Source organism: Solibacillus sp. CAU 1738, from assembly GCF_039888725.1.
In the GTDB taxonomy this organism is placed as follows: domain Bacteria; phylum Bacillota; class Bacilli; order Bacillales_A; family Planococcaceae; genus Metasolibacillus.
Genome location: NZ_JBDQQN010000005.1, coordinates 233,886 through 258,207, shown reverse-complemented (window position 1 = coordinate 258,207; position 24,322 = coordinate 233,886). Strand labels below are relative to the sequence as shown.

The window sequence follows — 24,322 nt, the reverse complement described above, 5'->3', positions numbered from 1 at the left end:
CATGCTTTATTTCATCTTATTGCTCGAAGTAATCTTTGTAGTATCCGCCAACTTTGCCAGTATTGTCGATAACAAAAATAAACTCCTCTGTTTCATTTTTCACTTCGTATTCATTTCCTACTGTTAATACGTTTGATACTAAATACTTAGATGCATTAGTATGCACACATTTTACAGTTCGAATAGTCGGTGCATCTTTCCATTGTAAATGTAACATTAATTTTAACCTCACTTTTATAAGCTATACGCTCTCATCTTTTTATATTTTATACGATTTTTTTAAGTAATGGTAGTCCTACGTTATATTGAACAAAATATATTGCACTTTTTGCTGTTTGTATGACATAGATTATAATGCTAAAATAAGTTTAGAGGTGATCAAATGTCTTACATCCCAACTTGGTTTTGGGCTATTGCAATAGCCTTCGCCATTATTTTTGTTATTGTTTCTGAATGGAATTCTCGACGTTAATAATAAATCTTAAAGTAAAACTCATTTACATAGTTAAATTTTTATCGATACTAACTTGGCCAGCACATTGCTAACAGAGTTTCTTGCGTTATTTATCTCAAAGTACGTTTCAAAAACTCTTTTGTTCGTTCATGTTTTGGATTTACAAGCACATGTTCTGGCTGCCCTTCTTCTACAATAACTCCTTGATCCATAAACACAATACGATCTGCTACCTCACGTGCAAACTCCATCTCATGTGTGACGATGAGCATCGTATTCCCTTGTTCTGCAAGCAATCGTATGACTTTTAACACTTCCCCTACCATTTCTGGATCGAGCGCTGATGTCGGTTCGTCAAATAGCATAACATCCGGATCCATCGCAAGAGCTCGGGCAATTGCGACACGTTGCTTTTGTCCACCTGACAATTGACGTGGCTTGGCGTTTTTATATTGTGCCATACCAACTACTTCTAAAAATTTCATAGCTTTATCCGTTGACTCTTGCTTGTTACGCTTTAATACTTTTTGTTGACCAACAACACAGTTATTTAGAACATCCAAATTATTAAATAAATTAAATTGTTGAAAAACCATACCTAAATGTGTTCGGTATTTTTCGATATTATGCTTCTTATCTAAAATATTTTCACCTTTATAAATAATATTGCCTCCACTAGGCTTTTCAAGTAAATTAATGCAGCGTAAAAGTGTTGACTTACCTGAACCAGAAGAACCAATTAAGCATACTACTTCACCTTTTTTAACATTGAAATTCACGTCGCGTAATACTTCATGGGAACCAAATGATTTTCTTAAGTTTTGAATTTCGATTACGTTTGTCATATTTTTTGTTCCCCTCTGCCTCTTATATTAACAGCCATATTATATGCATCAGGTCCATCTAGCTTTTTCTCCATTAAACGTAATATACGCGTTGTTGTAAATGTCATAATTAAATAAATGACGCAAGCAATGAAGAAACTTTCTGCAAACTTAAAATTCGCTCCTGCAACAGATTTTGTTTGATAATATAGCTCGGTTACACTAATGACGTTTAGTACGGCGGTATCTTTAATATTCATAACTAATTGGTTACCTGTAGCTGGCAATATATTTCGACCTACTTGCGGTAAGACAACATAAAACATAGTTTGAAAATGGCTCATACCAATTGCTTGTGCTGCCTCGTATTGCCCTTTGTCAATCGATATAATACCGCCTCGAACTATTTCAGCCATATACGCCCCTGTGTTTAAGCCAACAACAACTAAAGCTGCTAAAAATCTATCTAATTCTAAGCCATATGAAGCTAATCCATAGAAAACTACCATCGCCTGAACAATCATTGGTGTCCCACGGAATACTTCTACATAGCACGTCAAGATGAAGTTAAATACTTTTAAAAAGACACTTTTTAATGATTTCTTTCGTACTGGAGTTGTATGCATATTACCGATAAAAAAACCAATAACAGTACCAAGAATTGTACTAATAATGGCAATTGCAAGGGTTATATAGGCGCCACGTAAAAACATCGGCCAGTTATTTTCAAGTATCGATATTATCGTTTCAAAACTCATAATAACTCCCCCTAGGGCTGTCCAGAAAGTAGCAGCTTATAGAACAGCTCTTTATTTCTGCATTATTTTTTCGCTATAAAATGTTCACATCAAAATATTCGAGCCATTAGAGTAAAGGAGGCGTCTCAAATCTTTTTTGACGCCTCCTTGCAATTTAAACTATTCGATCTTACATTGTATTATTTTTATTCGTTAGATGCAGGTTGCTGAGATATTGCATCTTTCATTAACTTTTGACGATCATCCTCTGAAATGCTTTTTAATATTTCGTTCATTTTATCTGTTAACTCGTATTGTTTACGTACACCAATCGCTATTGCTGTATCTTCTGGCTCCGTTTTAAATCCATCTTTAAGTTCCGAATAAGTGAATTTCTTGTTTGCTGCTGCTGCTGAAATCGCTTCTGGCCGTTCTGCTACATAGCCATCAATTACACCTGTTTCTACGGCAACACGCATTGCTGGGAAGTTATCCATAGCAGATTGCTTTTTAACTTCTGGAATCTGATCGATTACGTCATAATTTGTTGTATTTAACTGAGCAGTAATTTTGGCACCTTTATAATCTGCTAACGTTTTAGCTTTTTCAAACTTTCCACCTTTTTTCATGACGATTACGAAATCAGATGTATAGTAATTTTCAGTGAAATCAATTGACAGTTTACGCTTTTCAGTCGGACTCATACCTGCAATGATCGCATCTACAACACCTGATTGAAGAGCTGGTACAAGGCCATCCCATTCAATTTTCACTACTTCAAGTTCCATTCCTAAACCATTCGCAATTTTTTTTGCGATTTGCACGTCGTAACCACCAGCGTATTCCGGTGTACCGCTAATTTTCACAGCACCGTTTGAATCATCTTGTTGAGTCCAATTGAATGGTGCATACCCTGCTTCCATCCCTACTTTTAATACAGCTTTTTCTACTCCACCATTCGAAGAAGTAGAACCTTGTTCACCAGTACCACAAGCTGCAAGTGCTAGCGTCGTTAGCAAAACTCCTAATAGTAGTAAAAGTTTTCTGCTCATGTTAACATTCCCCCTTTTATTTCTATTTTTATTTTCCTCTGGATAAAAAAAGCGACCTAAAGATATTTAGGCCGCTTACAGCGTAATAAAATGCAATTGCTCTTAATTGCCTTACTACGATAGTTCAACTTAGTAGTAGATAAAACGTTACTTTAAATAATTTTGTAATAGTTTAATATTTTGGCGACATACTTTCCTCTAGCTCACAATGTTTTTGCACTTGACTCCAGGAGTGTCTCTATTTCACAAAAATTGAGGTGTATTGTGAATTAATAAAAGATTACAACAATAATAACAGACTGTCAATATTCAATTTTCAGAATTTTCTAATTTACCATATTTAAAAACCCTCTAGCGCAAAATCACGATAGCGCAGAAAAAGTGTATTTATTCTATATTGTATGACAAAAATTCGCTTTCTAACTAAACAATGATTTAGCCATTCTGTTGAATTAATTGTCAAGGCAATCACGCTAGCGCACGAGACGCACAAGCCAGTTGTACTGTCTTATACAACTCGTTTTTGCGCTTTATGCAAGGCGCGATTGATAAAGAATTTCCCTTCTGAACCTATTGATTTAGAACCTTTATACATCAACAATTTTATTTAACAAAGCTATTATAGAGGAGAGGGATTTTGCGACACTTTGTCTTGTTTGGAGAAGCGTCCGCTCGACTCCTGCGGGATAGAGGAGAAATTTAGACCCCGCAGGAGCTATAGAGGAACGCAGCCTAAGTACGCCACATCCTTGTGGCAATGGCTTCGTGACCAACACCGTGTTGCCCCGAGGAGGCTAAATCCTACGCCCGCAGAAAGCGAGCGGTAAGCTTCGGAAAACAACTGGGGACCTACATTAAAAGAAAAAGAGATATTCGGTGACTAATCCCGAATATCTCTAAACGTAAAACTATTTGGTGTTTTCATTGCCCTCCAAATTCAATAGAGGGTTATATAGTATCATTAATTAAGAATTTAATAATAAATCTTCTGGATTTTCGATAAATTCTTTTACTGTTTTTAAGAAACCAACTGAATCTTTACCATCGATAATACGGTGGTCATATGATAATGCTACGTACATCATTGGGCGGATTTGAACTTCACCATTAACAGCTACTGGGCGGTTAACGATTGAGTGCATGCCTAAAATACCAGCTTGTGTACCGTTCATAATAGGTGTTGACATTAATGAACCAAATACACCACCGTTTGTAATAGTGAATGATCCACCAGCCATGTCGTTTAAGCCTAATTTTTTGTCACGTGCTTTACCAGCTAACTCAGCGATATTTTTCTCAATTTCTGCAAAGTTTTTGCTGTTAGCGTCACGTACTACTGGTACTACTAAACCTTCTTCAGTTGATACAGCAATACCGATATCATAGAAGTTGTTTAAATGAATTTCATCGCCAACGATTTGTGCGTTAACGTATGGATATTTTTTAAGTGCTGCAACAACAGCTTTTGTGAAGAATGACATGAAACCTAATTTGATGTCGTTATCTTTCACGAATTGATCTTGTTTACGTTTACGTAATGCCATGATGTTTGTCATGTCGATTTCGTTGAATGTTGTTAACATAGCAGTAGATTGCTTAACTTCTAATAGACGTTTTGCAATTGTTTGACGACGACGAGACATTTTTTCGATCGTTACACGGTCAGTTTCAGCTGCTGGCATGAAAATAACTGGACCATTTGAAGTTGCAACTTGAGCTGGTGCTGATGCAACAGGAGCTGTACCATGAGCTGCTACGTCTTGTACACGTACGCGACCTTGTGGATCTACTGGAGAAACCGCAGCCAAGTCAATACCTTTTTCACGAGCTAATTTGCGAGCTGCAGGGCTTGCTACTACGCGCTCACCTGAAGTTTCTTCAACAACCGGAGCTGCCGCTACTGGAGCTGCTTTTGGCGCCTCTTGAACTGGTGCAGGTGCTGCTACTTCAACTGGTGCTGCTGGAGCTGCTGGTGCGCCTTCTCCTGCTTCAACTACTGCGATAACTTGACCAACAAGAACAGTGTCGCCTTCTGCTGCTAAAACTTGTGTTAATACGCCTGCTTCTTCTGAAATGATTTCAGCGTTTACTTTATCTGTTTCTAATTCAACGATGAATTCGCCTTTTTCTACGCGATCTCCAACTTTTTTCACCCACTGGGCAATTGTACCTTCAGTAATTGATTCTGCTAATTCAGGGACTTTAATTTCAGCCACTTTCATTTCCTCCTTTAGATAGTGCTTGATGCACATAGGGCTACCCTTTAGGCAAGTAGCCCTGATTTTTCAGTAATAGTTAAGTTAATACATTATTTTACTTTTACAATTTCAGCAACTGCTTCGGCAATTAGTGCTGCTTGTGCAGCTTTATGAGAATCAGCATCCCCTTCTGAAGTTGAACTCATTGCAGGACGTCCTACATAACGTAGTTTTTTACCTTCAGAAATCTCTAATAATTGTTCTAATGCAAAATTCCAAGTACCTTGGTTTTTAGGCTCTTCTTGTACCCAAGCAACTTCTTTTGCATTAGGATATTTAGCGATAATTTTAGCGATTTGAGCAGCTGGGAATGGATAAAGCTGTTCTACACGTACGATATGTAGGTGATCGAACCCTTCACCATCTTTTACGCGATCAGCTAAATCTATCATTACTTTACCAGTACCTAGTAAAATACGTTCTACCTTTTCCGCTTTCGAACCTAAGCCTGGTTGCTCAATTACTTCTTGGAATGAACCATTTGCTAATTGCTCAGCGCTTGCTGCTGCAAGTGGGTGACGTAGTAATGATTTAGGTGATACGACAACAAGTGGACGCACACCTTCCGAATTTAGCATTGCAGCTTGACGACGTAATAAGTGGTAGTAGTTACCTGCATTAGAGCAGTTTGCTACGAACCAGTTATTTTCAGCCGACATTTGTAAATATCGCTCCATACGGCTTGAAGAGTGCTCTGGGCCTTGCCCTTCATAACCGTGTGGCAATAGAATTACGAATCCTGATTTTTGACCCCATTTAGAACGTGCGCCTGAAATGAAGTTATCAAACATTACTTGTGCCATATTTGCGAAGTCACCGAATTGAGCTTCCCAAACTGTTAATACGTTACCATTTTCTAAGTTATAACCATATTCAAACCCTACAACACCCGCTTCTGTTAAAGGAGAATTGTGTACTGTGAATGATGCGTTAGCACCTGAAATATGGTGAAGTGGCGTAAATACATTGCCGTTGTTTTTATCGTGCAATACTAAGTGACGTTGTGAGAATGTACCACGCTGTGCATCTTGACCTGTAAAACGAACTGGTGTGCCATCTTGAATAATTGTTGCATAAGCTAATGTTTCAGCATGACCCCAGTCAATTTTTTCAGAAGCAAATGCATCACGGCGTTTTTCTAAAATTTTACCAAGTTTATTTTGTGGCTCGAAACCTTCTTCAAATACTAAAAGGTCTTCGTTAATTTTTTCTAAACGATCAGCACTTACTGTAGTATCAATTTGTGGGAATTCCACTTTTAATTCTTCTGGCATTTCAAGTTGTGTATGTTCATCTTTTTCAGCCATAGCTTTTACATGGTCATAAGCGGCTTGCATTTCTGCATAAATTCTTGCATCTAGAGCCGCAACTTCATCGCTTGTAATAACGCCAGCTGCAACTAATTCTGCACCGTATAAAGTGCGTACTGTGTCATGTTTTGCAACAAGTTTATATGTTTCTGGGTTTGTTACTGTTGGATCATCTGTTTCATTATGACCATGACGACGGTAACCGATTAAGTCTACTACTATATCTTTTCCAAATTTTTGACGGTAGCTAGCTGCAAAACGACCAACTTGAGCTACTGCTTCTGGGCTATCTGCATTGACATGTATTACTGGTACTTCATATCCTTTTGCAGGGTCTGATGAATACACAGATGAACGTGAATCAAATAACTCAGTTGTAAATCCGATCATATTGTTGGCAATGATATGAATTGTTCCGCCTGTAGAGAACCCTTCTGTTTTTGCATAGTTTAAAACTTCTGTTACAATCCCTTGACCTGGGAATGCAGCATCACCATGAACAAGAATACCTAGCCCTTTTGCAGGGTTGTGAATTGCTTGACCTGGAATAGACGTATCATCTTGTGTTGCACGTGTAGAACCTAATACAACTGGGTTACCAACTTCTAAGTGAGATGGGTTGTATGCAAGTTTTACATTCATACCAGACTCTCTATTAAAAGAAGCACCCATATGGTATTTAACATCACCTGTCCAACCTTTTGTAATTTCTAGACGGCCATGTTCTGGCATAAATAACTCATTAGAAACGTGTGCAAAGTCAGAGAACATCATGTCGTAAGGTTTGTTTAATACGTGTGTTAGCACATTTAAACGACCACGGTGCGCCATTCCGATACGTACATTTTCTACATTTTTTGCTTCTGCCGTTTTTAGAATTTCATCGAATAATATGATTTGTGTATCGAGACCTTCACCAGAGAAACGTTTTTGACCAACGAATGTTTTATGAATGAATTTTTCAAAGTTTTCAACACGTGTTAATCGCTCTAAAAGTTCTTTTTTCTCATCTGTAGAAAGAGCTTGCTTTAAAGATCCAGATTCAATTTGCGCTTGAATCCAATCGCGCTCTTCTGTTACTACAACATGACCGTATTCAATTCCAACTTTATTTGTATATACAGACTTTAAATAATCAATTGCATCTTTACCATTTTTCACGCCTGCTGGTACATCTTTGAAGAATACAGTTGCAGGAATATTTACTAAATCTACTTGATTTAAGTTGAATGCGCTTTCTTCAAACTGAGCCGTATTAAGCTTACGATTTTTCAGTGGATAAATATCTGCTGCTAAATGACCTTGCATACGAATAGAGTCTGCTAGTTTAACAGCTGCTAATACTTTTTTGTAGTCGCCTCCTTGACTAGCTGTGCCTCCCGATACAGCTACTTCACCTTCAACTACTACTGGCGCTCCGAATTGTTGGAATAATTCAACTAACTCCGCCTCTATTTCTTCAGGAGATTGCAGGAATAAGTCGTATTGCTCCATCACATAACCTAAGTTAGGGCCAGAGAATGCTGACCATGGGGAACCTGCAGGTAATACATTGTTCGACATGAAAAATAACCTCCAAATTTTGCCTAATGGCAGTTCCATAAATTTAAATGAAAACTTATATATTATTTTACCATTCTTCAAAGGACCAAGATACTTGATTGTTTTGCGTTGAAGAACGTTTTTTCCATCTCAATCTTACTACTCTTCACAAAAAATACAACTATTTTTAGAAAAATAAGCAAATTTTTTAGAGAACTGTAGTAAAACGTAGACAAATCGTAATATTTTAAGGATTTTTCTTTGGAATTGTTAGCAAAAATGAAGTCCCTTTTTCTAAATGGCTATTTACATTTATGTCAACTCCATATTTGTCTGCAAGCATTTTCGATATACTAAGACCTAGCCCTGTACCTCCTCCATTTTGCTGACGAGATTCATCTACTCGGTAAAAACGATCGAATATTAATGGCAAATGCTGTTCAGCTATTCCAATGCCATTATCACTAATCTCTACATAAACGTATTTTTCTCTCATGATTGATTTGACTGAAATTTCAGGCAACCGATTATTATACCGAATTCCATTTTCTATTATATTCCGTATTATTTGTGCAAGTGCCTCTGGAGATACATTTACATTGCTTAATTGACCTTCAACAAAGTGAGTTATTTTTGCATTTGGATACACAGTAATTAATTCATTTATTACTTGGTCTAATACTTGTTCCAAATTTGCTTCAGCATTCATCACTTGTTCGCGACGAGCGAGCTGCAGTAGCTCTTCAATCATTTTTTTCATCCGCCTTACTTCTATTAGCGAAATATCAATCGACTCTGATAATATTACTGGATCATCTTTCCCCCACCGAGCGAGTAAAGATAAATGCCCTTCAACTGCTTGTATCGGCGTACGCAGCTCATGGGAAGCGTCGGCAACGAATTGCTGTTGCTTAGTAAACGATATTTCAAGTTCCTCCAACATCGCATTGTACATTGTAAGAACATCACCAATTTCATCATCTGCTTGATAAGTAAATTGTTCACGTTCCTCTAATCCCTTATCACGAATTGTACGCATTGAATCTCGCAGTTGCTGTAGGGGGCGAATTAACCTATTTGCTAATACGTAACTAATTGAGGCAGACAATAATAAAGCACCTACCCCCATAATGAGCATCGTAGTCAACACATATTGCATCATTTTTTGAAATGTAGTTAAAGGATGTATAAGTTGCATATACCCCTGAAATGGACCAATTTGAACGATTCGCTCAATTATATACGCTTTAGTGCCTCCTACTTTTTGTTCCGAAATCTTTGTTGATAATAGCTCATCATATGTCGCATTTGTATTAGCAGCAGGTGATGCATCGTTAATTCGAATTAGCTCTACCCCATCCAAATTTAATATTCGAACAGTTTGCTCTTGATTTACAATTGCTTTCATTAATCCTGTATTATGTTGTAACTGCTGTATCGTAACATTTACACCTAGTGTGTTAAAAAATGTAGTTATATCATCCGCCGTGCGTAGTGCATTTTTTTCCTCATTATTTATTAGCCATGTATGAAGCGCTAAATATAGTACAATACATATCGCTGCATAGCTTACAAAAATAGTAACACCCGACGTTAGCATCCATTTTTTCTTAAGTGATAAATTTCTAATAATTTGTTTTCTATTCATCCCCGCATCACGTACCCAACGCCGCGCACTGTCTCAATATATGGTGCTTGAGAAGTTTGCAATTTTGTTCGAAGATGGCGAATATATACATCGACTACATTTGTCTCCACTTCAGAATCAAACCCCCAAACAGTTTCCAAAATATGTTCTCGTGTACAAACTTTATTTTGATGTTCAACTAGTAATTTAAGTAAGTCAAATTCCGTTTTCGTTAAATCTAATTTATTATTTTCAAATAGTACTTCGTATGCTTCTAAGTTAATTTCTAATTCACGACATATTAATCTATTCTCATTTCCCACAGTCGCCTTTACTCTTCGTAACACTGAACGAATACGTGCAAGCAACTCTTCTATAGCAAATGGCTTTACTATATAATCATCTGCCCCCGCATCTAATCCTGCTACACGATCCATAACCGCATCGCGTGCTGTTAATAAAATTATAGGTACATCCGAGTGTTGACGAATTCGCCTACACACTTCTATTCCATTCAGTTGCGGCAACATCACATCAAGTAAAATACAATCAAACGTTTCTTGTAATGCTTTGTCAAGCCCTTCCCTTCCATCATACACACAAGTTACAGCGAATTGTTCATGCTTCAATTCGAGCTCTATAAAGCGCGATATATTTTTTTCATCTTCTATTAGTAATATTTTTCTATCCATCTTAACACCAAATCCCTTTTTTATTTAATACAGATGGCCAGCCATGTATAAGCAGGCTAAAATAGCTTCAAAAAAAGTCCTAAAAGGTTTAGATTTGCCTTTCGGGACTTTTTACATCTACAAAATATAGGCATTTCACTTGTTACTTTACTCTGTTTGTGCAGTTTCGTAAATTTTAAAACTATTTTTTGATATTGATTTTGTTTCTAATAGCGCTTGATCTGCACTATCTAATAAATCATCTAATGTCGTCGCATGGTCAGGGTAATAACTTATACCTATAGTCGAAGTTGGGCAAAAAGTGTGACCATTTATTATACAACCTTTTTTCAAGTTCGCTTTAATACGCTCAATAATTTCCATAATTAATGCATCTCGCACAACTTCTTGACGAGATAAATCCGTTAAAATAACGGCAAATTCATCACCGCCTAATCGAACGGCCAAATCTGTCCCACGAATACTTTCTGCGATTGTTTGAGCAGAATACTTAATGATTTCATCACCTATATCATGGCCGAATTGGTCATTGACACTTTTGAAATCATCACCATCAATATAAAGGACAGCAAAAGATGTAAAATTTGCTTTTGCACTCTCCACTATATGAGGAAATTCTTGTTCTAAATAACGGCGGTTCGGTAATAGAGTTAAGCTATCATGATATGCCATAAAACGAAGAGTGCTCTCTAATTTTTTGCGCTCTGTTATTTCACGGGATACCATAATTAATTGTGTTTGATCTCTTGTATCACCATTAACAATTTTATAGCTCCCCTCTGTCCAAATTACTTCTCCACTGTTAGTTTTTAACGCCAGCTCTATAGTTGTTTCATTAAGTTCACAATTGTTTTTACATAATTCTTTATTCCATACTTCAACGCTTTCCTGTGCTAAAATCGTTGTATAATTTCGACCAACGAGCTCACTTTCCTTGTAGTTAAGCTTTCGTACATAGGAAGGTGATACATATTGAATAATCCCCTCTTCATTCGTTATTGTAATAAAATCATTCGTATTTTCTGTAATCATACGGAAAGTTCTTTCAATATTTCGCAAATCAATCATTAATCGTTTTTTTTCCGATACGTTGAAATTTATTGAAAGATAGCGATCGATGACTCTCTTTTCATTTGTCAACGGGATAATTGTCGTATCTACCCAGTAATTTACTCCTTGCTTCGTCCGATTGCATATTTCTCCGCGCCAAACTTCGCCTTGTCGAATCGTCCCCCATAAATTCACAAAAAATTCTTTCGGATGGTACCTGGAATTGACGATATTATGTGTTTGTCCGATTAATTCCTCTCTTGTGAAGCCTGTACGTTCGATAAATCGTTCGTTAACTTCAATAATGACGCCATCTGTATTTGTATAGGACACTTCTGCTGCGGAATCGATTGCTTTTTGGAATATTTCTAATCCATGGGATGTTACACGCAATTCTTGCTGTTGCTCAATGTATTTCGTAATATCTTGCAAAATTAGAAATACAGCAACAACCTCTCCCTCATTTGTTAATGGGGAAAATGTCGCCGTAAAGCTATGTTTTTTTCCATTCTTATCAACAAACGGGATTACTTTTGATGTAAAATTATCACCCTTTTGCGCCTCCGCTAAATAACCTTCAAGTGTATGTGCGAAATTCGGTTCAATAAAAGGTAAATTTAAAAAAGGCTGCCAGCGAACCTCTTCAATATTAATATTAAAATCCTTTAAAAATCTAGGATTCGCTTCGATGAGTTTTAAATCATTGGAAATTAATACAGTAGATAAAAAAGTATTAAAGAAGACAGAACGCATAAATAAATACTTGTCCTGTATGTCTCTATCAAAAGCAATTTCTTTTGTAATTGCTAAAATATATGTCGCACCATCCCTTATAACGGGATACACATTCGATTCATATTTTCTTACTTCATTTGTGAAATACGTATAATCTTGAAAAGCCTGTTGTTCCTTCGTTTCACTAGCGAGATGATAGTAATTTAATATGGTTTTAGCTAAGTGATTTGGCATCATCTCATTAACACTTTTTCCAATTGGACTATTATCAAACAATTGCAATGCCGAAAAATTTGTATATACATATTCAAAGTCAGAATTACTCTTTTTCATAAAAAACACAAAATCTTTACTATTTTCAAATAAAATATCTAACTGTACCTCTGTGAGAAATGATTGTGTCATTTTTGGCACCTACCTCAATATCCATCTACATAATAAATTGTGCAGTATGTTCTTTTACAAATTTTATACATTTTTCATATTGTATCGATTCTGTCGTTTGTTCGCAAATAATCCATTGATATTTTTCCTCATTTAATTGAAGTAGACAATATTCAGTAATAGTTGCGTTACCAGTAAGTAAAAATTCGTAATTGTTGCCATCATTGTTTACGGTGCATTTTACAAAACCACCTGGATTATATACTATAATCTCTTCACTTGTTACAAGGGCGGTCATTTTTGCTACAAGTGCAGCGGCCGTCATTGCCGTACCACACGCGTTCGTAAACCCAACTCCTCGCTCATATGTCCTTACATAAATACTATTCGACTGAACAGGATACATATAGCTTACGTTTACCCCATCATGACAAATCGGGTTTTTTTTATTTAAATATTGAGCAAGTTGACACTGATGTGTATCACTCTGAATATAATGTTTTGTCACTGCCCCAATCAAATGAGCATTCGGTACAGAAACAGCAGTGAAACGAATTACAGGTGAAAAATCATCCATTATTTCATTAATCACTTGCTTCTTTCCTCTTTAATTCATCGGTAAAGATTCAAGCATAAACGACACAGGTGAGATTTCTACTGAATACGTTGGCAATTCCTCAAATATTGGTTGATCTTTTTTTACACGTAAGTTTGCTTTCATTGTTTCTATTATTGCTTCTGTTTTATTGAACTTTTCACAAATGTATCGCGCAACACAGCGAAGCCCATTCCCGCACATTGAAGCCTCCGAACCATCTGCATTAATTACTCGCATTTTTGCATCTGCAATTTGAGAGGGAGCTACAAGTAATAGCCCATCTGCGCCGTCATTATTGTCTTAATAGCATAGCCATTGTGCTAAACGGATCCAATCATGCAATTTTTCATCTACTGTTTCTACTAAATAAAATAAATTGCCCGACCCATGCACTTTTAACAATTTGATTTCCATATGCTTTGCTCCCCCAATTAGTTGATATTTTAGTATGTAGACAAGATTTTTTTCGCATTACGATTTGCATAAAGTGTGAGGAACATGCCGAAGTTTACAGCTACGAACGGTACATGCAACCCAAGCACGTCTAGCATTATAAACAAGATCTACAGTAATCTTTAACATAGCTTTTTTAAAGGATTTGAATAATCATTCAAAGAACTTTATTATACACTATTCTGGTTTTTCGGAATTGATAGATATTTAATAGAAAAATTTGTTTTTTTCGTTCAAAATTATTGCGGAAAGTGCATACAATGTTATATGATACTTTCACAAAACTATTTCGACATTGTTATTTCATTTGTAAGATAGCGGATAGCTAATGGACTACTGCTCCGTAGTTTGACGTCTAGTTTAAGTTGAATTCAAATTCGAAATGCACGCCTTGTGACCAATATATTAATTCTTTCCTTCAAAGGAGGCGTTTCGCATGCTAAAACATCGAGATTTAAATGAAACAGCTGAGCTATATCAGTTATTAAGTCACCCTTCTGTTTTCCCTTTTGTTCGTCAGAAAGCGCATTCTGCTGAGGAATACTTATTTATGACAAAACAACTAATCGAAGAAGAGCAAGCGGGTAAAGCAATTTCTAGAACGATAACTGATGATTGGGGCCAACCGATTGGCACAATAAGTATTTTTGATATAGAAAATGGGGCTGGATTCCTTGGTACTTGGATAGGTCAACCATTTCAAGGAATGGGTTATAACCAAAAGGCGAAATTTTTATTTTTACAAGAGTTATTTTTTGAACATGACTTCAATACAGTATTTTTACGTATTCGTCAGCAAAATGAACGCTCTAAAGCGGCTGCACTAAAATTACCATATGTAGTTTGTGCAAAAGACTCACATCCCGCGCTATACGAGGAAATTAATCGCGGAGAGGCGAAATTCGATTTATTTAAAATTCCTAAAGATTTATTCTATCTTGTGACAGCAAATATGACAACAGACGAGGAACATCAAGCAATGTAAAAATAACGCGACTACACAAGTTTACTGTGTGTTCGCGTTATTTTTATTTTTCATATTGTGTTATTAGTTTCACCATTTCTTTTGGCGTTTTCGGACGTTCAGCATCAATCATCGCATCAATCATTACATCTTCATGCTCAATTAAATCTTGAATTGCTTTCATAAACGATTGCTTCGTCAAAGATTCTTCCTCTAACACTTCGGCAAAGCCTTGTTTTTTAAATAGCTTGGCATTTAATATTTGGTCTCCACGACTTTTAGACGCTGATAGAGGAATTAGCAACATCGGCTTTTGCAATGCTAAAAATTCAAAAATCGAATTTGAACCGGCACGGGACACAATATAATTTGCTGCGTGCAATAAGTCAGGTAGCTCTGTTGTAACATATTCAAATTGTTTGTAGCCTTGTAGCGATGTTAGTGATGTATCCAAATTGCCTTTACCGCATAAATGAATAACGTTATATTTCGGTAATAGTTCCGGCAAATTTTTTCGTAGTGCATCATTCAATACAACAGATCCTAAACTACCGCCCATTACTAAAATAATTTTTTTCTCACTACTAAATCCACAATGTACTAGTCCCTTATAACGAGAACCTTCAAATAATTGTTGACGAATAATTGAACCCGTGCAAGTCGCCTTGTCACTAGGTAAATGCTGCATTGTTTCTTTAAATACCGTAAATATATGTGAGGCAAATGGTAATGCTAATTTATTTGCTAAACCTGGGGTAACATCAGATTCATGAACGACGACAGGAATATTCGCTAATTTCGCTGCCATAACGACCGGTACTGACACGAAACCACCTTTTGAAAAAATAACTGTCGGCTTTACTTTTCGAAGTATCGCAAACGCTTGACCGATTCCGACGACAACCCGAAACGGATCTGTAAAGTTCTTAAGCGAGAAATAACGACGTAGCTTCCCACTTTTAATACTATGATAAGGTACATCAGGAAAAGCATTTGTGATTAATTCCTTCTCTATACCATTATGGGAGCCTATATAATGAACATTATAGCCTTCCTCCAATAAAGAAGGTATGATGGCTTCATTGAGCGACACATGGCCCGCGGTTCCTCCACCTGTTAATATGATTGATTTATTCACAGTAATTCTCCTATCCCTAAAAAACAATCCTTAGTTGGATGTATCTCTTTTTCTATTGTATGCCCTTTATTGACAGCGCATGCTTTAACGTTTCAGTCTGTAAGTTTGAGAAATCTATTAGGTCCTTCTATACTATTTTTACCTTTACTCTTTGCAGGCATTTCAGCACTGTATACCGTCAATTGTAGCACAAAATATCATTACACAAAAATTATATTAAATAAAAAAGTCATATCGCGAGAAATTTTGTGTTTTATAGGTTATTTTCCATACACGAAATAGAGTTTTGCGAAGTTATGAAATGGTCAGACCATTATCAACGATGCTAACTAAGATGACTACCTACTTCTTTTATAGCGCAATTTGTACAAATACCTAAACAAATATAAAGAACCCGAAAACTTTAACGAAAAGACTCATCTCACAATGCTGAGACGAGTCTTTAAGTAATCTATGAAATTAATGATTTTAGATGTTTCTTTAAAAGATAGTTATTATTATAGTTAACTGTCTGATTTACATTATTTTTTAATAAACTGTTGCGTCCAAATATTTCCTTCTTTAACATAGCCTACTCCAATATGAGTGAAGTTTGGATTTAAAATATTTTCACGGTGACCTTGTGATGCCATCCAAGCCGCTACAACTTCTTCAGCTGTACGCTGCCCTTTTGCAATATTTTCAGCTGCCGCGCTATATGAAATGCCTAAAGCATTTAAACGATCGAAAGGACTTCCAAACGTTGGACTAGTATGTGAAAAATAGTTATTGTTTTTCATATCTTGAGATTTTTCACGAGCTGCGGCCATTAAACGTGAATCCATTTGTAATGGTGCTAATCCTGCTTTTGCACGTTCTTTATTCGTTAACTCAACTACTGCTGCTTCGATTTGATCTACATCCGATTGCCCTACGTTCGATTGATTATCATCAGTCGAAGGAGCTTGTTCAGTCGGTGGAGTAGGTCTTACCGGCGGTTGAACTTCAGGTTTTTCAATTTCTTCTTTATCTTGTTCTACTGGCGGTTTTGAAGGTTCTTCTTTATCTTGTTCTACCGGTGGTTTTGAAGGCTCTTCTTTATCTTGCTCTACTGGTGGTTTTGAAGGCTCTTCTTTATCTTGTTCTACCGGTGGTTTTGAAGGCTCTTCTTTGTCTAGCTGTATTAGTTGATCTATTAACTGTTTAATAGATTCTTTATCTTTAATTGTTATATTTAGATCCGATTGCTTTAAATACTCGAACCAGTTAAAGTCAACCTTTTGCATAATCGCTTTTTGAAGTAAGTCTGTACTTTGAGCCTTCTCCATTGTGTCTTTATTTACTGCAGCATCCGCTGTAGGTACCTGTGTTGCTAAAAGTACTACTGTACAAAATGTCATTAAACTTTTTTTCATTTTATACATCTCCTTTCGCAAATAATCGTACATGATAATTTCATAAAAAAATGGACTATATATTGGTAGTGTCTCCATTTCCAATAGATAGCCCATTATATTTATGTTTCATAAACTCATATTTTAGCGAATATTTCCTTCATCGGTAGTTGTTACTTTGCATAATGTGTTGACAGTTTCAAAAGAGTATTCTAATGAGAAATTAATCGACACCTATCACTTTCACATTGCGGATATTTTCTCCTATTAACACGAGCCTTGGTTCCATTTTAATATATTCAGGTAGCCACTGTACCATTCCATAAGCGTATTGGAAGAGCATTGGGTTACGTACACCTTCAATCGGTACATACCCTTTCATGCGATACACTGTATCCGGTAAGGAACGAACCCAATCTTCAAAATCACTTTCTGTAAAACTCGTTGTAAATTCAACTAAGCGCGACCCTAAGTTAAAGCTTTCCCCTAATTTTGCGCTTACAATATCCTCCTTAGCTACACGTGATGTTGATTGCATTCCTTCAAGTAGCTTTATTGGCACACGTCCATTTGTTGTTTGTAAAATAAATGCATTGGGATTAAAGCCTTGTAGTTCGTAGACAACTTGTGCCTGTTCAGATTCTGTTAATAAATCCGTTTTATTGGCAAGTAACAAGTGCGCATGGCGAATTTGCTCCATAAATAAGGAGCGCACTTGCGGAGTTAATGTCGCCCGGTCTAGCCATAGTTTGCTATCGGCTACTGTAACAATGCCTTTAATATTCAATTTATCTGCAAATAACGGTGAGTATACCGCATCTAGCGCCTCGACCGGATGAGCAGCACCTGTTGTTTCTATAATAAGAACGTCAAATTCGCTATCTAATAGAAGCGATTGAATTTGGGCTTCCGTTTTCTCCGCCCCTGTACAGCAAATACAACCTTCTAGCATTTCCTTTAATGGAACATCGGATTGTACTGCTTGTGAATCAAATGGTAACTTACCAAGCTCGTTCATAATAACAGCTGGTTTTAAACCTGCTTCTTTCAACTGGCGAATCACATCTGTTAACATCGACGTCTTGCCACTACCTAAAAACCCACTAAATAAATATACATCTTTCATAAATTACACATCCTCGTAAAAAAGGGCTGACCAAAGTTGGCCGCCCTTTTTATTAGTTATTTATACTTTTAAATTTGCATTTTGGTTTTTCAGTTATTCTTCACCTAGCAATAATTGCTTTGCTTTTGCCAATTGCGGATCATCTTTCAACACTTTTTCACGTAATGAATCCATTAACGCATACGTAGTTTCTCCTGTTAAAACACCCGTTTCTTCAAGCTCACGGTCTGCTTGGAATTGCTTTACTGCAGCCTCTGTGTCCTCATCAAAAATCGTATCGACTTCTCCAACTTCATAACCTAATGCTACTAACATCTGTTCTGCAGCATTAACTAAATTCGAATTTGAATCAATAGTTAATTTTTGTTTAGGATCTATATATGGAAGTGATGCATAATCTGGAACATCTACTTCTACATCTGGTTTAATACCTTTTTCATTAATCCAGTTGCCGTTTGGTGTTAACCATTTGCTTGTTGTAAATTTAATATTTGAACCATCTGGTAAATCCGTTACTGTTTGTACTGTACCTTTACCGAAAGATGTTTTACCAACGATAGTCGCACCTGCTGATTCACTTAATGCACCTGCTAAAATTTCAGAGGCAGAAGCACTTCCTTCATCTATTAAAACGGTAATCGGTAAATCGTATTTTTTACCACCACTTGCAAACATTGCTTCTGGTTCACCTGTACGTCCTTGGACAAGTAAAACTGGTTTACCTTCTTCAATAAATAAACTAGATATATCAAGGGCTGCCTTTAAATAGCCTCCTGGATTTTGACGGACATCCAGGACAATGCCTTTCATGCCTTGTTTTTCATAATCAGCTAATATTTTTTCTAGCTCTTTATATGTTTGCAAAGAAAACGATGTAATTTGAATATGTGCAATTTTATCATCGCCCATTTCACCGTAAACTGTTTCAATTGGAATTTCATCACGAACGATTTTCATTTCGATTAATTCATCTGATCCATCACGTTGAATTGTTAAAGTTACAGTACTTCCTTTTTCCCCGCGAATTAAAAGTACCGCTTCTGAAGCGCTTAAGCCTTTAATACTTTCGCCATCAACAGATAAAATCATATCTTTCGGTAATAATCCTGCTTTTTCAGCTGGCGAATTTTTTATTGGCGATACTACCATTATGTAGCCATTTCGCTCTTGAATTTCGGCACCAATGCCTTGGAAGCTTGAAGATAATCCTTCATTAAAGTGTGCGGCTTCGTCTTTGTTCATATAGTCCGAATAAGGATCTTCTAATGCTTCAAACATTCCGTTAATTGCACCATAAACTACTTTTTCTTCATCTATTTCGACATAGTAGTTTTCTTTTAATTCATCAAATGCTTCATATAGTTTTTTAAACTCTGCTCGTTCCACAGGTACTTTTACTTCTACAACCTTTTTTTCACCAAATGTTAATGCAAAAATTGTTAACCCTGCTGTACACAGAATCGTTAAGAACATTAACATAATGAACGGAAACGGCTTAATTCGTATAAACTTGCCAGCCGGTTTTACAGGTTGCTCTTGTTGTTCATTTAGTTCTGTCTGTTCTTCATCACGTTTTTGTTCATCCATTCATTTCACCACTCTCATTTTTCCACTTTCTAAAGTCACACTATATCCATATTAACAGTTTGAATGCACTTCGAAAAGCAAAGACTTAATTTTTTTTTAGGTTTCATGAAATATTTAAATGTATGCGCGTTCTTCGCCTTCTAGAAAAAAAATAAGTCCCCCTCTAATTTAGTAGATACAGGGACTTAATTTTATAGTTGCTATTGACTGCTTAGTGGTTTACAGCGGCTTTCGAGAATTTACCAGCGACTTAGACACCTATCAGCCATTTCTTCGATCAAACACACCAATAACTTCACTAGTTTGCAAAATATTAACAAACGCTTTGTCATCGGTTTCTTTTATCATGCTTTTCACTTCGGCAAGTTGATAGCGCGTAATCACTGTAATTAATACCTCTCTGCCCTCACCCGAGTATGCACCCTTAGCATCGATTATCGTTATTCCACGATAAAGTTTTGCTAATAGGTTATTTTTCATTTCCTCACCTTTACTTGTTATGATCATAAGCGTCAATTTAATATGGCTAGTATGAATTGTATCCACTACTTTTCCTGTGGCATAAATCGACACCAATGTAAGTAAAGCAGCGTCCCAGCTAAAAACAAAGCCCGAAATCGCTACAACAATACCGTTCAGAGCAGATAATAATACACCTAATGGAAAATCTCGTTTACGACTTAGCAACATCGCTACAATATCAAAGCCTCCAGTAGAACCCGCTGCTTTAAAAATCATCCCTGCTCCAACCCCTATAATCACTCCCCCAAATAAAGAAGCGAGAATAGGCTCTTGCGTCGCTTTATACACAGGGATAACATATAAGCTTATTGATAATACGACAACTGAAAGAATCGTATATCCAATGAAACGTTTTCCAAGTTTCATATACCCTATAATCAGTAATGGTAAATTTAATAAAAAATTCAAAACTCCTGTATTGACTGGTGTTACAATTCCTAGCATCATAGCAATTCCACTTAATCCGCCGCTTAATATTTCATGTGGTATTAATAAGAAGTTATAAGCAAAACCAATCAAAATTGATGCCAGTATAATGATGATTATATTGCGCATTATCGCTCTCCTACCATTCTAAATAAATAAAATTTTAATAATCCTTCTATTAAGAATACCCATCTTCAGTGAAGGAAAAACCTTAAATACTCCTATAAGTATGAAAATTCAGTGTAGTAATACCTTCTTTCTTCTCTCGGATAATTTTACAATGAATGATGACAGAAGTCGTAAAAAGGCCCGGTCATTTAACGATTTTAGAAATTATTTCTTCATTAGTCAACAAAGAGTTAAAGTATAAATTCTAAAATATTTGAATCATCACTAATACCCGCTCGAATTTTTTAATAAATGTCGCATGGATAATCCTATACCAAGTTGACCTGAAGCAGCTTAACCCCCCTCTCAGAATGCACCCAACTGCTCCTGTCGCTAGACTTTCTTCGCACATAAATTTGGAATAGCAATTAACCTCAAGTTACTGTAATTATGAATCTTTACTAGTAAGCTTTATTAAAGTGCATTAAAAATGCAATTAAGCAGATATCCAACATCCCCATTCTTCTTGCCTATATGTCTTCTAATATGTACTAATATGTACACACTGTGCATTTACTAATAATATTGATTAATCCAAATTAGAAAGGAGATGTTATTAATGAAAAAACTAATTTTGTGCATCGTATTTGTATTATCGATGTTTAGTTTTAACAATTTTGCCGAAGCACATAGCAATAATCTAAATAAATCTGATATCCATGCTTTAGTAATCGACAATGTACTGACAGTAAAGTTCAAAGTTGAATTAAACGCAAAAACTGTCCATGCAAAAAACTTCATCGTTTCAGATTCTAAAGGCAAAAAAGTAAATAGCTTAAAGATTTCACTGTCAGACAATAAGAAAGAAGTTACGATTAGTAATTTTAAAAGCAATTCTAAAGGAAATTATTTCAATTTAACTATTTCGAAAAATTTGGAATCTGCCAAAGGTGATAATTTTAAAAATGATCTAAAGTTGAAATTCACAACAGAAAAAGGTGATATAGACGTTTCTAACGTTACATCAGCATTTAATGCCTATGTTACAGATTTAGAAAATCAATTACAGCAAAAAAACAATACAATAGCTGCACTCCAGGAAAGAATTCGACAATTAGAGCAGCAAACATCTACAACACCAAGTACTCCCTCATCTTCAGCTTTATCAAAAACGATAGATGATGTGACAATCCAAATCGACAAAGTTCTACAAGATTCAGACTCATTAAAAATTTATATTACTTACATTAATAATTCTGATGAAGAAGCTATGACTGGCGATAGTTTGAGTAAAATTGTAGCAAACGGCAAACAATTTAGTTACAATGACGACTTCAATTTTGTACGTTGGTATAACAAAGACGTTCCTCACGCAGCTGACTATATTGAAGATGGCGTAACAGAAAGATCAGTTATCTTCTTCCCAACTACTAGTGCAACTAAAATCAATATTGTACTAAATGCAAACTTCGAGCAATATCGTTTCAATGATGTAATCATTCAAAAGTAGTTTTTAAAAGTCACTCACTAGAGTGGCTTTTTTATGTAAAAATCATGGAAATAGCCTTTCTCATTAAAACTATCACACATCAATCTATTAGCTTAATTGTAAATATAATTTGCATCAAGTCCTTTTGTTAGGCATTCATACGTTCATTGCAACGATTAAATAGCATTTGTAATTGATTCCTCTCCAATCAATCCTCTGCTCCTAAGCTACGTATTAATAAAGTTTATACATTACCTATTTTACATTAGCTATCATATTACTATGCTATAATTTATCAATGGACAGAATTTTCAGTTATTCAATAAAGGCCCCGATTGGAGATGGTGAAATGTTAGATAAAATCAAAGCAGCATTTTATGCTAACATTATTTTTGATTCTAGTTGTATTTGAATTTTTAAAACGATACTATGAGCTTGATTTTGGTATTATCAAAAATCCGTACACCCTCCCAACTGTCCCCCTCTAGTTTTTCTATTTTTTGTAATTTAGCAATCCGAAATAAATAATTTACATTTTTTATACTGTATATTCTTTACTTCATGTTATAGGTCCCATTACTCAACCATAACAGGCTAGTTAAATCCTAAGAGCTTGCTATGATTGTTAAAGTACGTTAATTGGTTTGGTCCTTAACGTTGCAAATTTTATGTTATGATTCTTCTAAATAAAATTTCCGATAACTCAAAATGATATTAAATTTGGAGGTCGATTTTATGAACATATTTTTGGGTGTAATTTCATTAGTATTTGGCGGATTTTTTTACAGTATAGAGATTTATAATGTTAACATAGGATGGAATATACTTTTAGATTCCATAGCAGGAGTTCTTTTAGTCCTTTCGTAAAAACAGCAAACTCTCATTACGATTATTCTTGAATAGCCGCTTCTAATGCCACGTGGATCATATCTTTGAACTTTGTTTGACGTTCTTCTGGAGTAGTCGCTTCACCAGTTAAAATGTGGTCAGATACAGTAATAAGAATACAAATTCAATTGTGTCTTTTACTTTCATCATTTTTAACAGCTCTCCTTATCCCTATACCAATTATTGTACCAGTTAGACCGCCTATGCTTAAAGCAGCAAAATTCCCCCAGTCCACTTCTCCGTTTTTCCATAAACTCACAATAAATACACCTATAAGCAACCCAATAACCCAACCTAACCAAGATTTCAAAAAACTTTTAATGGTCATCCCTCCATTAGACTAAACTGCTTCTTTAGTTTAAAATAACGGCTGCATTATTTGAATAATATAGCAAATCCAGAAGCAAACTTTTTGAGAATAGCCTACTCATTCAGTCACAATCTTATGTAACAAAAATCATCAAAACTATTAATCTTTAATTTCAAATTCAGCCCCGAGAACAAATTTACCTCCATTTACATTGAAGACTTTAATAATTCGATACTTGCCTTCTATCAATTGATAGTCCAAATGTTCAAGAGGAACTGACTGAACATAATCCGAATTAGCTACTATCCCTAAGGCAATGTCTGCGAATGCGAGATTTTCTCTATACGGAATTTGATACCAGTTTCCATTTATTAATTTTTCTATATAGAGAGGTACTCCAAAACCAAAAGCTGTTGTGCCAGTATTCTCTATTTTAAAAATTAATTCATTCACTTCCGTTGAATATTCTATTTTATCGGTAGTTACTTCGATTTTTGTTTGTTGATCATATAATTTGTTCGGTAATTCTCCATACTCAGATTTCCTGACTAAAGATTCATCTCCTGAATCTGTCACTTTGTTTGAACAAGCAGAAAAAAGCATTGTTATTCCTATAAAGAGAACAAGGATATTCCTTAACCTCATTATCTCAGCCTCCCATAAGATTATTAAAGG

Annotated in this window: 19 protein-coding genes and 2 pseudogenes; 2 read left to right on the top strand and 19 right to left on the bottom strand. The window is 35.7% G+C overall.

What is annotated here, in order from left to right; translation table 11 throughout:
* Positions 1 to 16 precede the first annotated feature (16 nt).
* The 11 genes and pseudogenes from AAFN87_RS15755 to AAFN87_RS15705 form a co-directional block, all read right to left on the bottom strand.
* The gene (locus AAFN87_RS15755; RefSeq protein ID WP_347792020.1) at positions 17 to 217 is read right to left on the bottom strand and encodes a DUF6501 family protein; all 201 of its coding nucleotides are present in this window, start codon (positions 215 to 217) and stop codon (positions 17 to 19) included.
* Positions 218 to 564: 347 nt separating this feature from the next.
* Positions 565 to 1,299, bottom strand: coding sequence for an amino acid ABC transporter ATP-binding protein (locus tag AAFN87_RS15750; protein WP_347792019.1), 735 nt, complete (start codon positions 1,297 to 1,299; stop codon positions 565 to 567).
* The gene (locus tag AAFN87_RS15745) at positions 1,296 to 2,036 is read right to left on the bottom strand and encodes an amino acid ABC transporter permease (RefSeq protein WP_347792018.1); all 741 of its coding nucleotides are present in this window, start codon (positions 2,034 to 2,036) and stop codon (positions 1,296 to 1,298) included. The genes AAFN87_RS15750 and AAFN87_RS15745 overlap by 4 nt, the downstream gene beginning before the upstream one ends.
* Positions 2,037 to 2,221: 185 nt before the next feature.
* Entirely contained in the window at positions 2,222 to 3,067 is an 846-nt protein-coding gene (locus tag AAFN87_RS15740; RefSeq protein ID WP_347792016.1) for a transporter substrate-binding domain-containing protein, read from the bottom strand.
* Between the two features lie 965 nt (positions 3,068 to 4,032).
* The gene (gene odhB, locus AAFN87_RS15735) at positions 4,033 to 5,283 is read right to left on the bottom strand and encodes a 2-oxoglutarate dehydrogenase complex dihydrolipoyllysine-residue succinyltransferase (RefSeq protein ID WP_347792015.1); all 1,251 of its coding nucleotides are present in this window, start codon (positions 5,281 to 5,283) and stop codon (positions 4,033 to 4,035) included.
* A 92-nt stretch (positions 5,284 to 5,375) separates the two neighbouring features.
* Complete coding sequence (locus AAFN87_RS15730; protein WP_347792014.1) at positions 5,376 to 8,198, bottom strand: 2-oxoglutarate dehydrogenase E1 component; 2,823 nt, start codon at positions 8,196 to 8,198, stop codon at positions 5,376 to 5,378.
* A gap of 226 nt (positions 8,199 to 8,424) precedes the next feature.
* Positions 8,425 to 9,825: a HAMP domain-containing sensor histidine kinase gene (locus AAFN87_RS15725; protein WP_347792013.1), complete on the bottom strand. Its 1,401-nt coding sequence runs from the start codon at positions 9,823 to 9,825 to the stop codon at positions 8,425 to 8,427.
* A complete protein-coding gene (locus AAFN87_RS15720) occupies positions 9,822 to 10,496 on the bottom strand; it encodes a response regulator transcription factor (RefSeq protein ID WP_347792012.1) in 675 nt (224 codons plus the stop codon). Before AAFN87_RS15720 ends, AAFN87_RS15725 begins: the two co-directional genes overlap by 4 nt.
* Positions 10,497 to 10,643: 147 nt before the next feature.
* The gene (locus AAFN87_RS15715) at positions 10,644 to 12,686 is read right to left on the bottom strand and encodes a sensor domain-containing diguanylate cyclase (RefSeq protein ID WP_347792011.1); all 2,043 of its coding nucleotides are present in this window, start codon (positions 12,684 to 12,686) and stop codon (positions 10,644 to 10,646) included.
* 25 nt (positions 12,687 to 12,711) lie between these two features.
* Positions 12,712 to 13,257, bottom strand: coding sequence for a diaminopimelate epimerase (locus AAFN87_RS15710; RefSeq protein ID WP_347792010.1), 546 nt, complete (start codon positions 13,255 to 13,257; stop codon positions 12,712 to 12,714).
* A 15-nt stretch (positions 13,258 to 13,272) separates the two neighbouring features.
* A pseudogene (locus tag AAFN87_RS15705) lies at positions 13,273 to 13,539 on the bottom strand (diaminopimelate epimerase); the annotation flags it as partial.
* Between the two features lie 613 nt (positions 13,540 to 14,152).
* Here AAFN87_RS15705 and AAFN87_RS15700 point away from each other — a divergent pair.
* Complete coding sequence (locus AAFN87_RS15700) at positions 14,153 to 14,701, top strand: GNAT family N-acetyltransferase (RefSeq protein WP_347792009.1); 549 nt, start codon at positions 14,153 to 14,155, stop codon at positions 14,699 to 14,701.
* A gap of 43 nt (positions 14,702 to 14,744) precedes the next feature.
* Here the strand turns inward: AAFN87_RS15700 and AAFN87_RS15695 are convergent, their stop codons facing one another.
* The 5 genes from AAFN87_RS15695 to AAFN87_RS15675 all read right to left on the bottom strand — a co-directional run bounded on the left by AAFN87_RS15695 (position 14,745) and on the right by AAFN87_RS15675 (position 20,981).
* Entirely contained in the window at positions 14,745 to 15,818 is a 1,074-nt protein-coding gene (locus tag AAFN87_RS15695) for an undecaprenyldiphospho-muramoylpentapeptide beta-N-acetylglucosaminyltransferase (protein ID WP_347792008.1), read from the bottom strand.
* Positions 15,819 to 16,339: 521 nt separating this feature from the next.
* Positions 16,340 to 17,212 (bottom strand): CAP domain-containing protein, encoded by an 873-nt coding sequence (locus tag AAFN87_RS15690; RefSeq protein ID WP_347792007.1) that lies wholly within the window; start codon positions 17,210 to 17,212, stop codon positions 16,340 to 16,342.
* A 202-nt stretch (positions 17,213 to 17,414) separates the two neighbouring features.
* Positions 17,415 to 18,317, bottom strand: coding sequence for a CobW family GTP-binding protein (locus tag AAFN87_RS15685; RefSeq protein WP_347792006.1), 903 nt, complete (start codon positions 18,315 to 18,317; stop codon positions 17,415 to 17,417).
* Positions 18,318 to 18,410: 93 nt separating this feature from the next.
* Positions 18,411 to 19,904: a lmo1851 family serine protease gene (locus AAFN87_RS15680; RefSeq protein ID WP_347792005.1), complete on the bottom strand. Its 1,494-nt coding sequence runs from the start codon at positions 19,902 to 19,904 to the stop codon at positions 18,411 to 18,413.
* A gap of 261 nt (positions 19,905 to 20,165) precedes the next feature.
* Positions 20,166 to 20,981 carry a YitT family protein gene (locus AAFN87_RS15675; protein ID WP_347792004.1) on the bottom strand — a complete coding sequence of 272 codons (816 nt, stop codon included), beginning with the start codon at positions 20,979 to 20,981 and terminating at the stop codon, positions 20,166 to 20,168.
* Positions 20,982 to 21,579: 598 nt separating this feature from the next.
* Between AAFN87_RS15675 and AAFN87_RS15670 the strand changes: the two genes are divergently transcribed.
* On the top strand, positions 21,580 to 22,470 hold the full coding sequence (locus AAFN87_RS15670) for a hypothetical protein (RefSeq protein ID WP_347792003.1): 891 nt from the start codon (positions 21,580 to 21,582) through the stop codon (positions 22,468 to 22,470).
* An 868-nt stretch (positions 22,471 to 23,338) separates the two neighbouring features.
* Here the strand turns inward: AAFN87_RS15670 and AAFN87_RS15665 are convergent.
* From AAFN87_RS15665 to AAFN87_RS15655, 3 genes and pseudogenes are all read right to left on the bottom strand, one after another.
* A pseudogene (locus AAFN87_RS15665) lies at positions 23,339 to 23,452 on the bottom strand (purine-nucleoside phosphorylase); the annotation flags it as partial.
* A gap of 9 nt (positions 23,453 to 23,461) precedes the next feature.
* Positions 23,462 to 23,665, bottom strand: coding sequence for a hypothetical protein (locus AAFN87_RS15660; RefSeq protein WP_347792002.1), 204 nt, complete (start codon positions 23,663 to 23,665; stop codon positions 23,462 to 23,464).
* 141 nt (positions 23,666 to 23,806) lie between these two features.
* Positions 23,807 to 24,292 carry an immunoglobulin-like domain-containing protein gene (locus AAFN87_RS15655; RefSeq protein WP_347792001.1) on the bottom strand — a complete coding sequence of 162 codons (486 nt, stop codon included), beginning with the start codon at positions 24,290 to 24,292 and terminating at the stop codon, positions 23,807 to 23,809.
* Between the last annotated feature and the right edge of the window lie 30 nt (positions 24,293 to 24,322).

Coding starts and splice junctions, on each gene's coding strand:
- AAFN87_RS15755 (WP_347792020.1), bottom strand. CDS start 217: ATGTTACATTTACAATGGAAAGATGCACCGACTATTCGAACTGTAAAA.
- AAFN87_RS15750 (WP_347792019.1), bottom strand. CDS start 1,299: ATGACAAACGTAATCGAAATTCAAAACTTAAGAAAATCATTTGGTTCC.
- AAFN87_RS15745 (WP_347792018.1), bottom strand. CDS start 2,036: ATGAGTTTTGAAACGATAATATCGATACTTGAAAATAACTGGCCGATG.
- AAFN87_RS15740 (WP_347792016.1), bottom strand. CDS start 3,067: ATGAGCAGAAAACTTTTACTACTATTAGGAGTTTTGCTAACGACGCTA.
- AAFN87_RS15730 (WP_347792014.1), bottom strand. CDS start 8,198: ATGTCGAACAATGTATTACCTGCAGGTTCCCCATGGTCAGCATTCTCT.
- AAFN87_RS15725 (WP_347792013.1), bottom strand. CDS start 9,825: ATGAATAGAAAACAAATTATTAGAAATTTATCACTTAAGAAAAAATGG.
- AAFN87_RS15720 (WP_347792012.1), bottom strand. CDS start 10,496: ATGGATAGAAAAATATTACTAATAGAAGATGAAAAAAATATATCGCGC.
- AAFN87_RS15715 (WP_347792011.1), bottom strand. CDS start 12,686: ATGACACAATCATTTCTCACAGAGGTACAGTTAGATATTTTATTTGAA.
- AAFN87_RS15700 (WP_347792009.1), top strand. CDS start 14,153: ATGCTAAAACATCGAGATTTAAATGAAACAGCTGAGCTATATCAGTTA.
- AAFN87_RS15690 (WP_347792007.1), bottom strand. CDS start 17,212: ATGAAAAAAAGTTTAATGACATTTTGTACAGTAGTACTTTTAGCAACA.
- AAFN87_RS15685 (WP_347792006.1), bottom strand. CDS start 18,317: ATGAAAGATGTATATTTATTTAGTGGGTTTTTAGGTAGTGGCAAGACG.
- AAFN87_RS15680 (WP_347792005.1), bottom strand. CDS start 19,904: ATGGATGAACAAAAACGTGATGAAGAACAGACAGAACTAAATGAACAA.
- AAFN87_RS15675 (WP_347792004.1), bottom strand. CDS start 20,981: ATGCGCAATATAATCATCATTATACTGGCATCAATTTTGATTGGTTTT.
- AAFN87_RS15670 (WP_347792003.1), top strand. CDS start 21,580: ATGAAAAAACTAATTTTGTGCATCGTATTTGTATTATCGATGTTTAGT.
- AAFN87_RS15660 (WP_347792002.1), bottom strand. CDS start 23,665: ATGACCATTAAAAGTTTTTTGAAATCTTGGTTAGGTTGGGTTATTGGG.
- AAFN87_RS15655 (WP_347792001.1), bottom strand. CDS start 24,292: ATGAGGTTAAGGAATATCCTTGTTCTCTTTATAGGAATAACAATGCTT.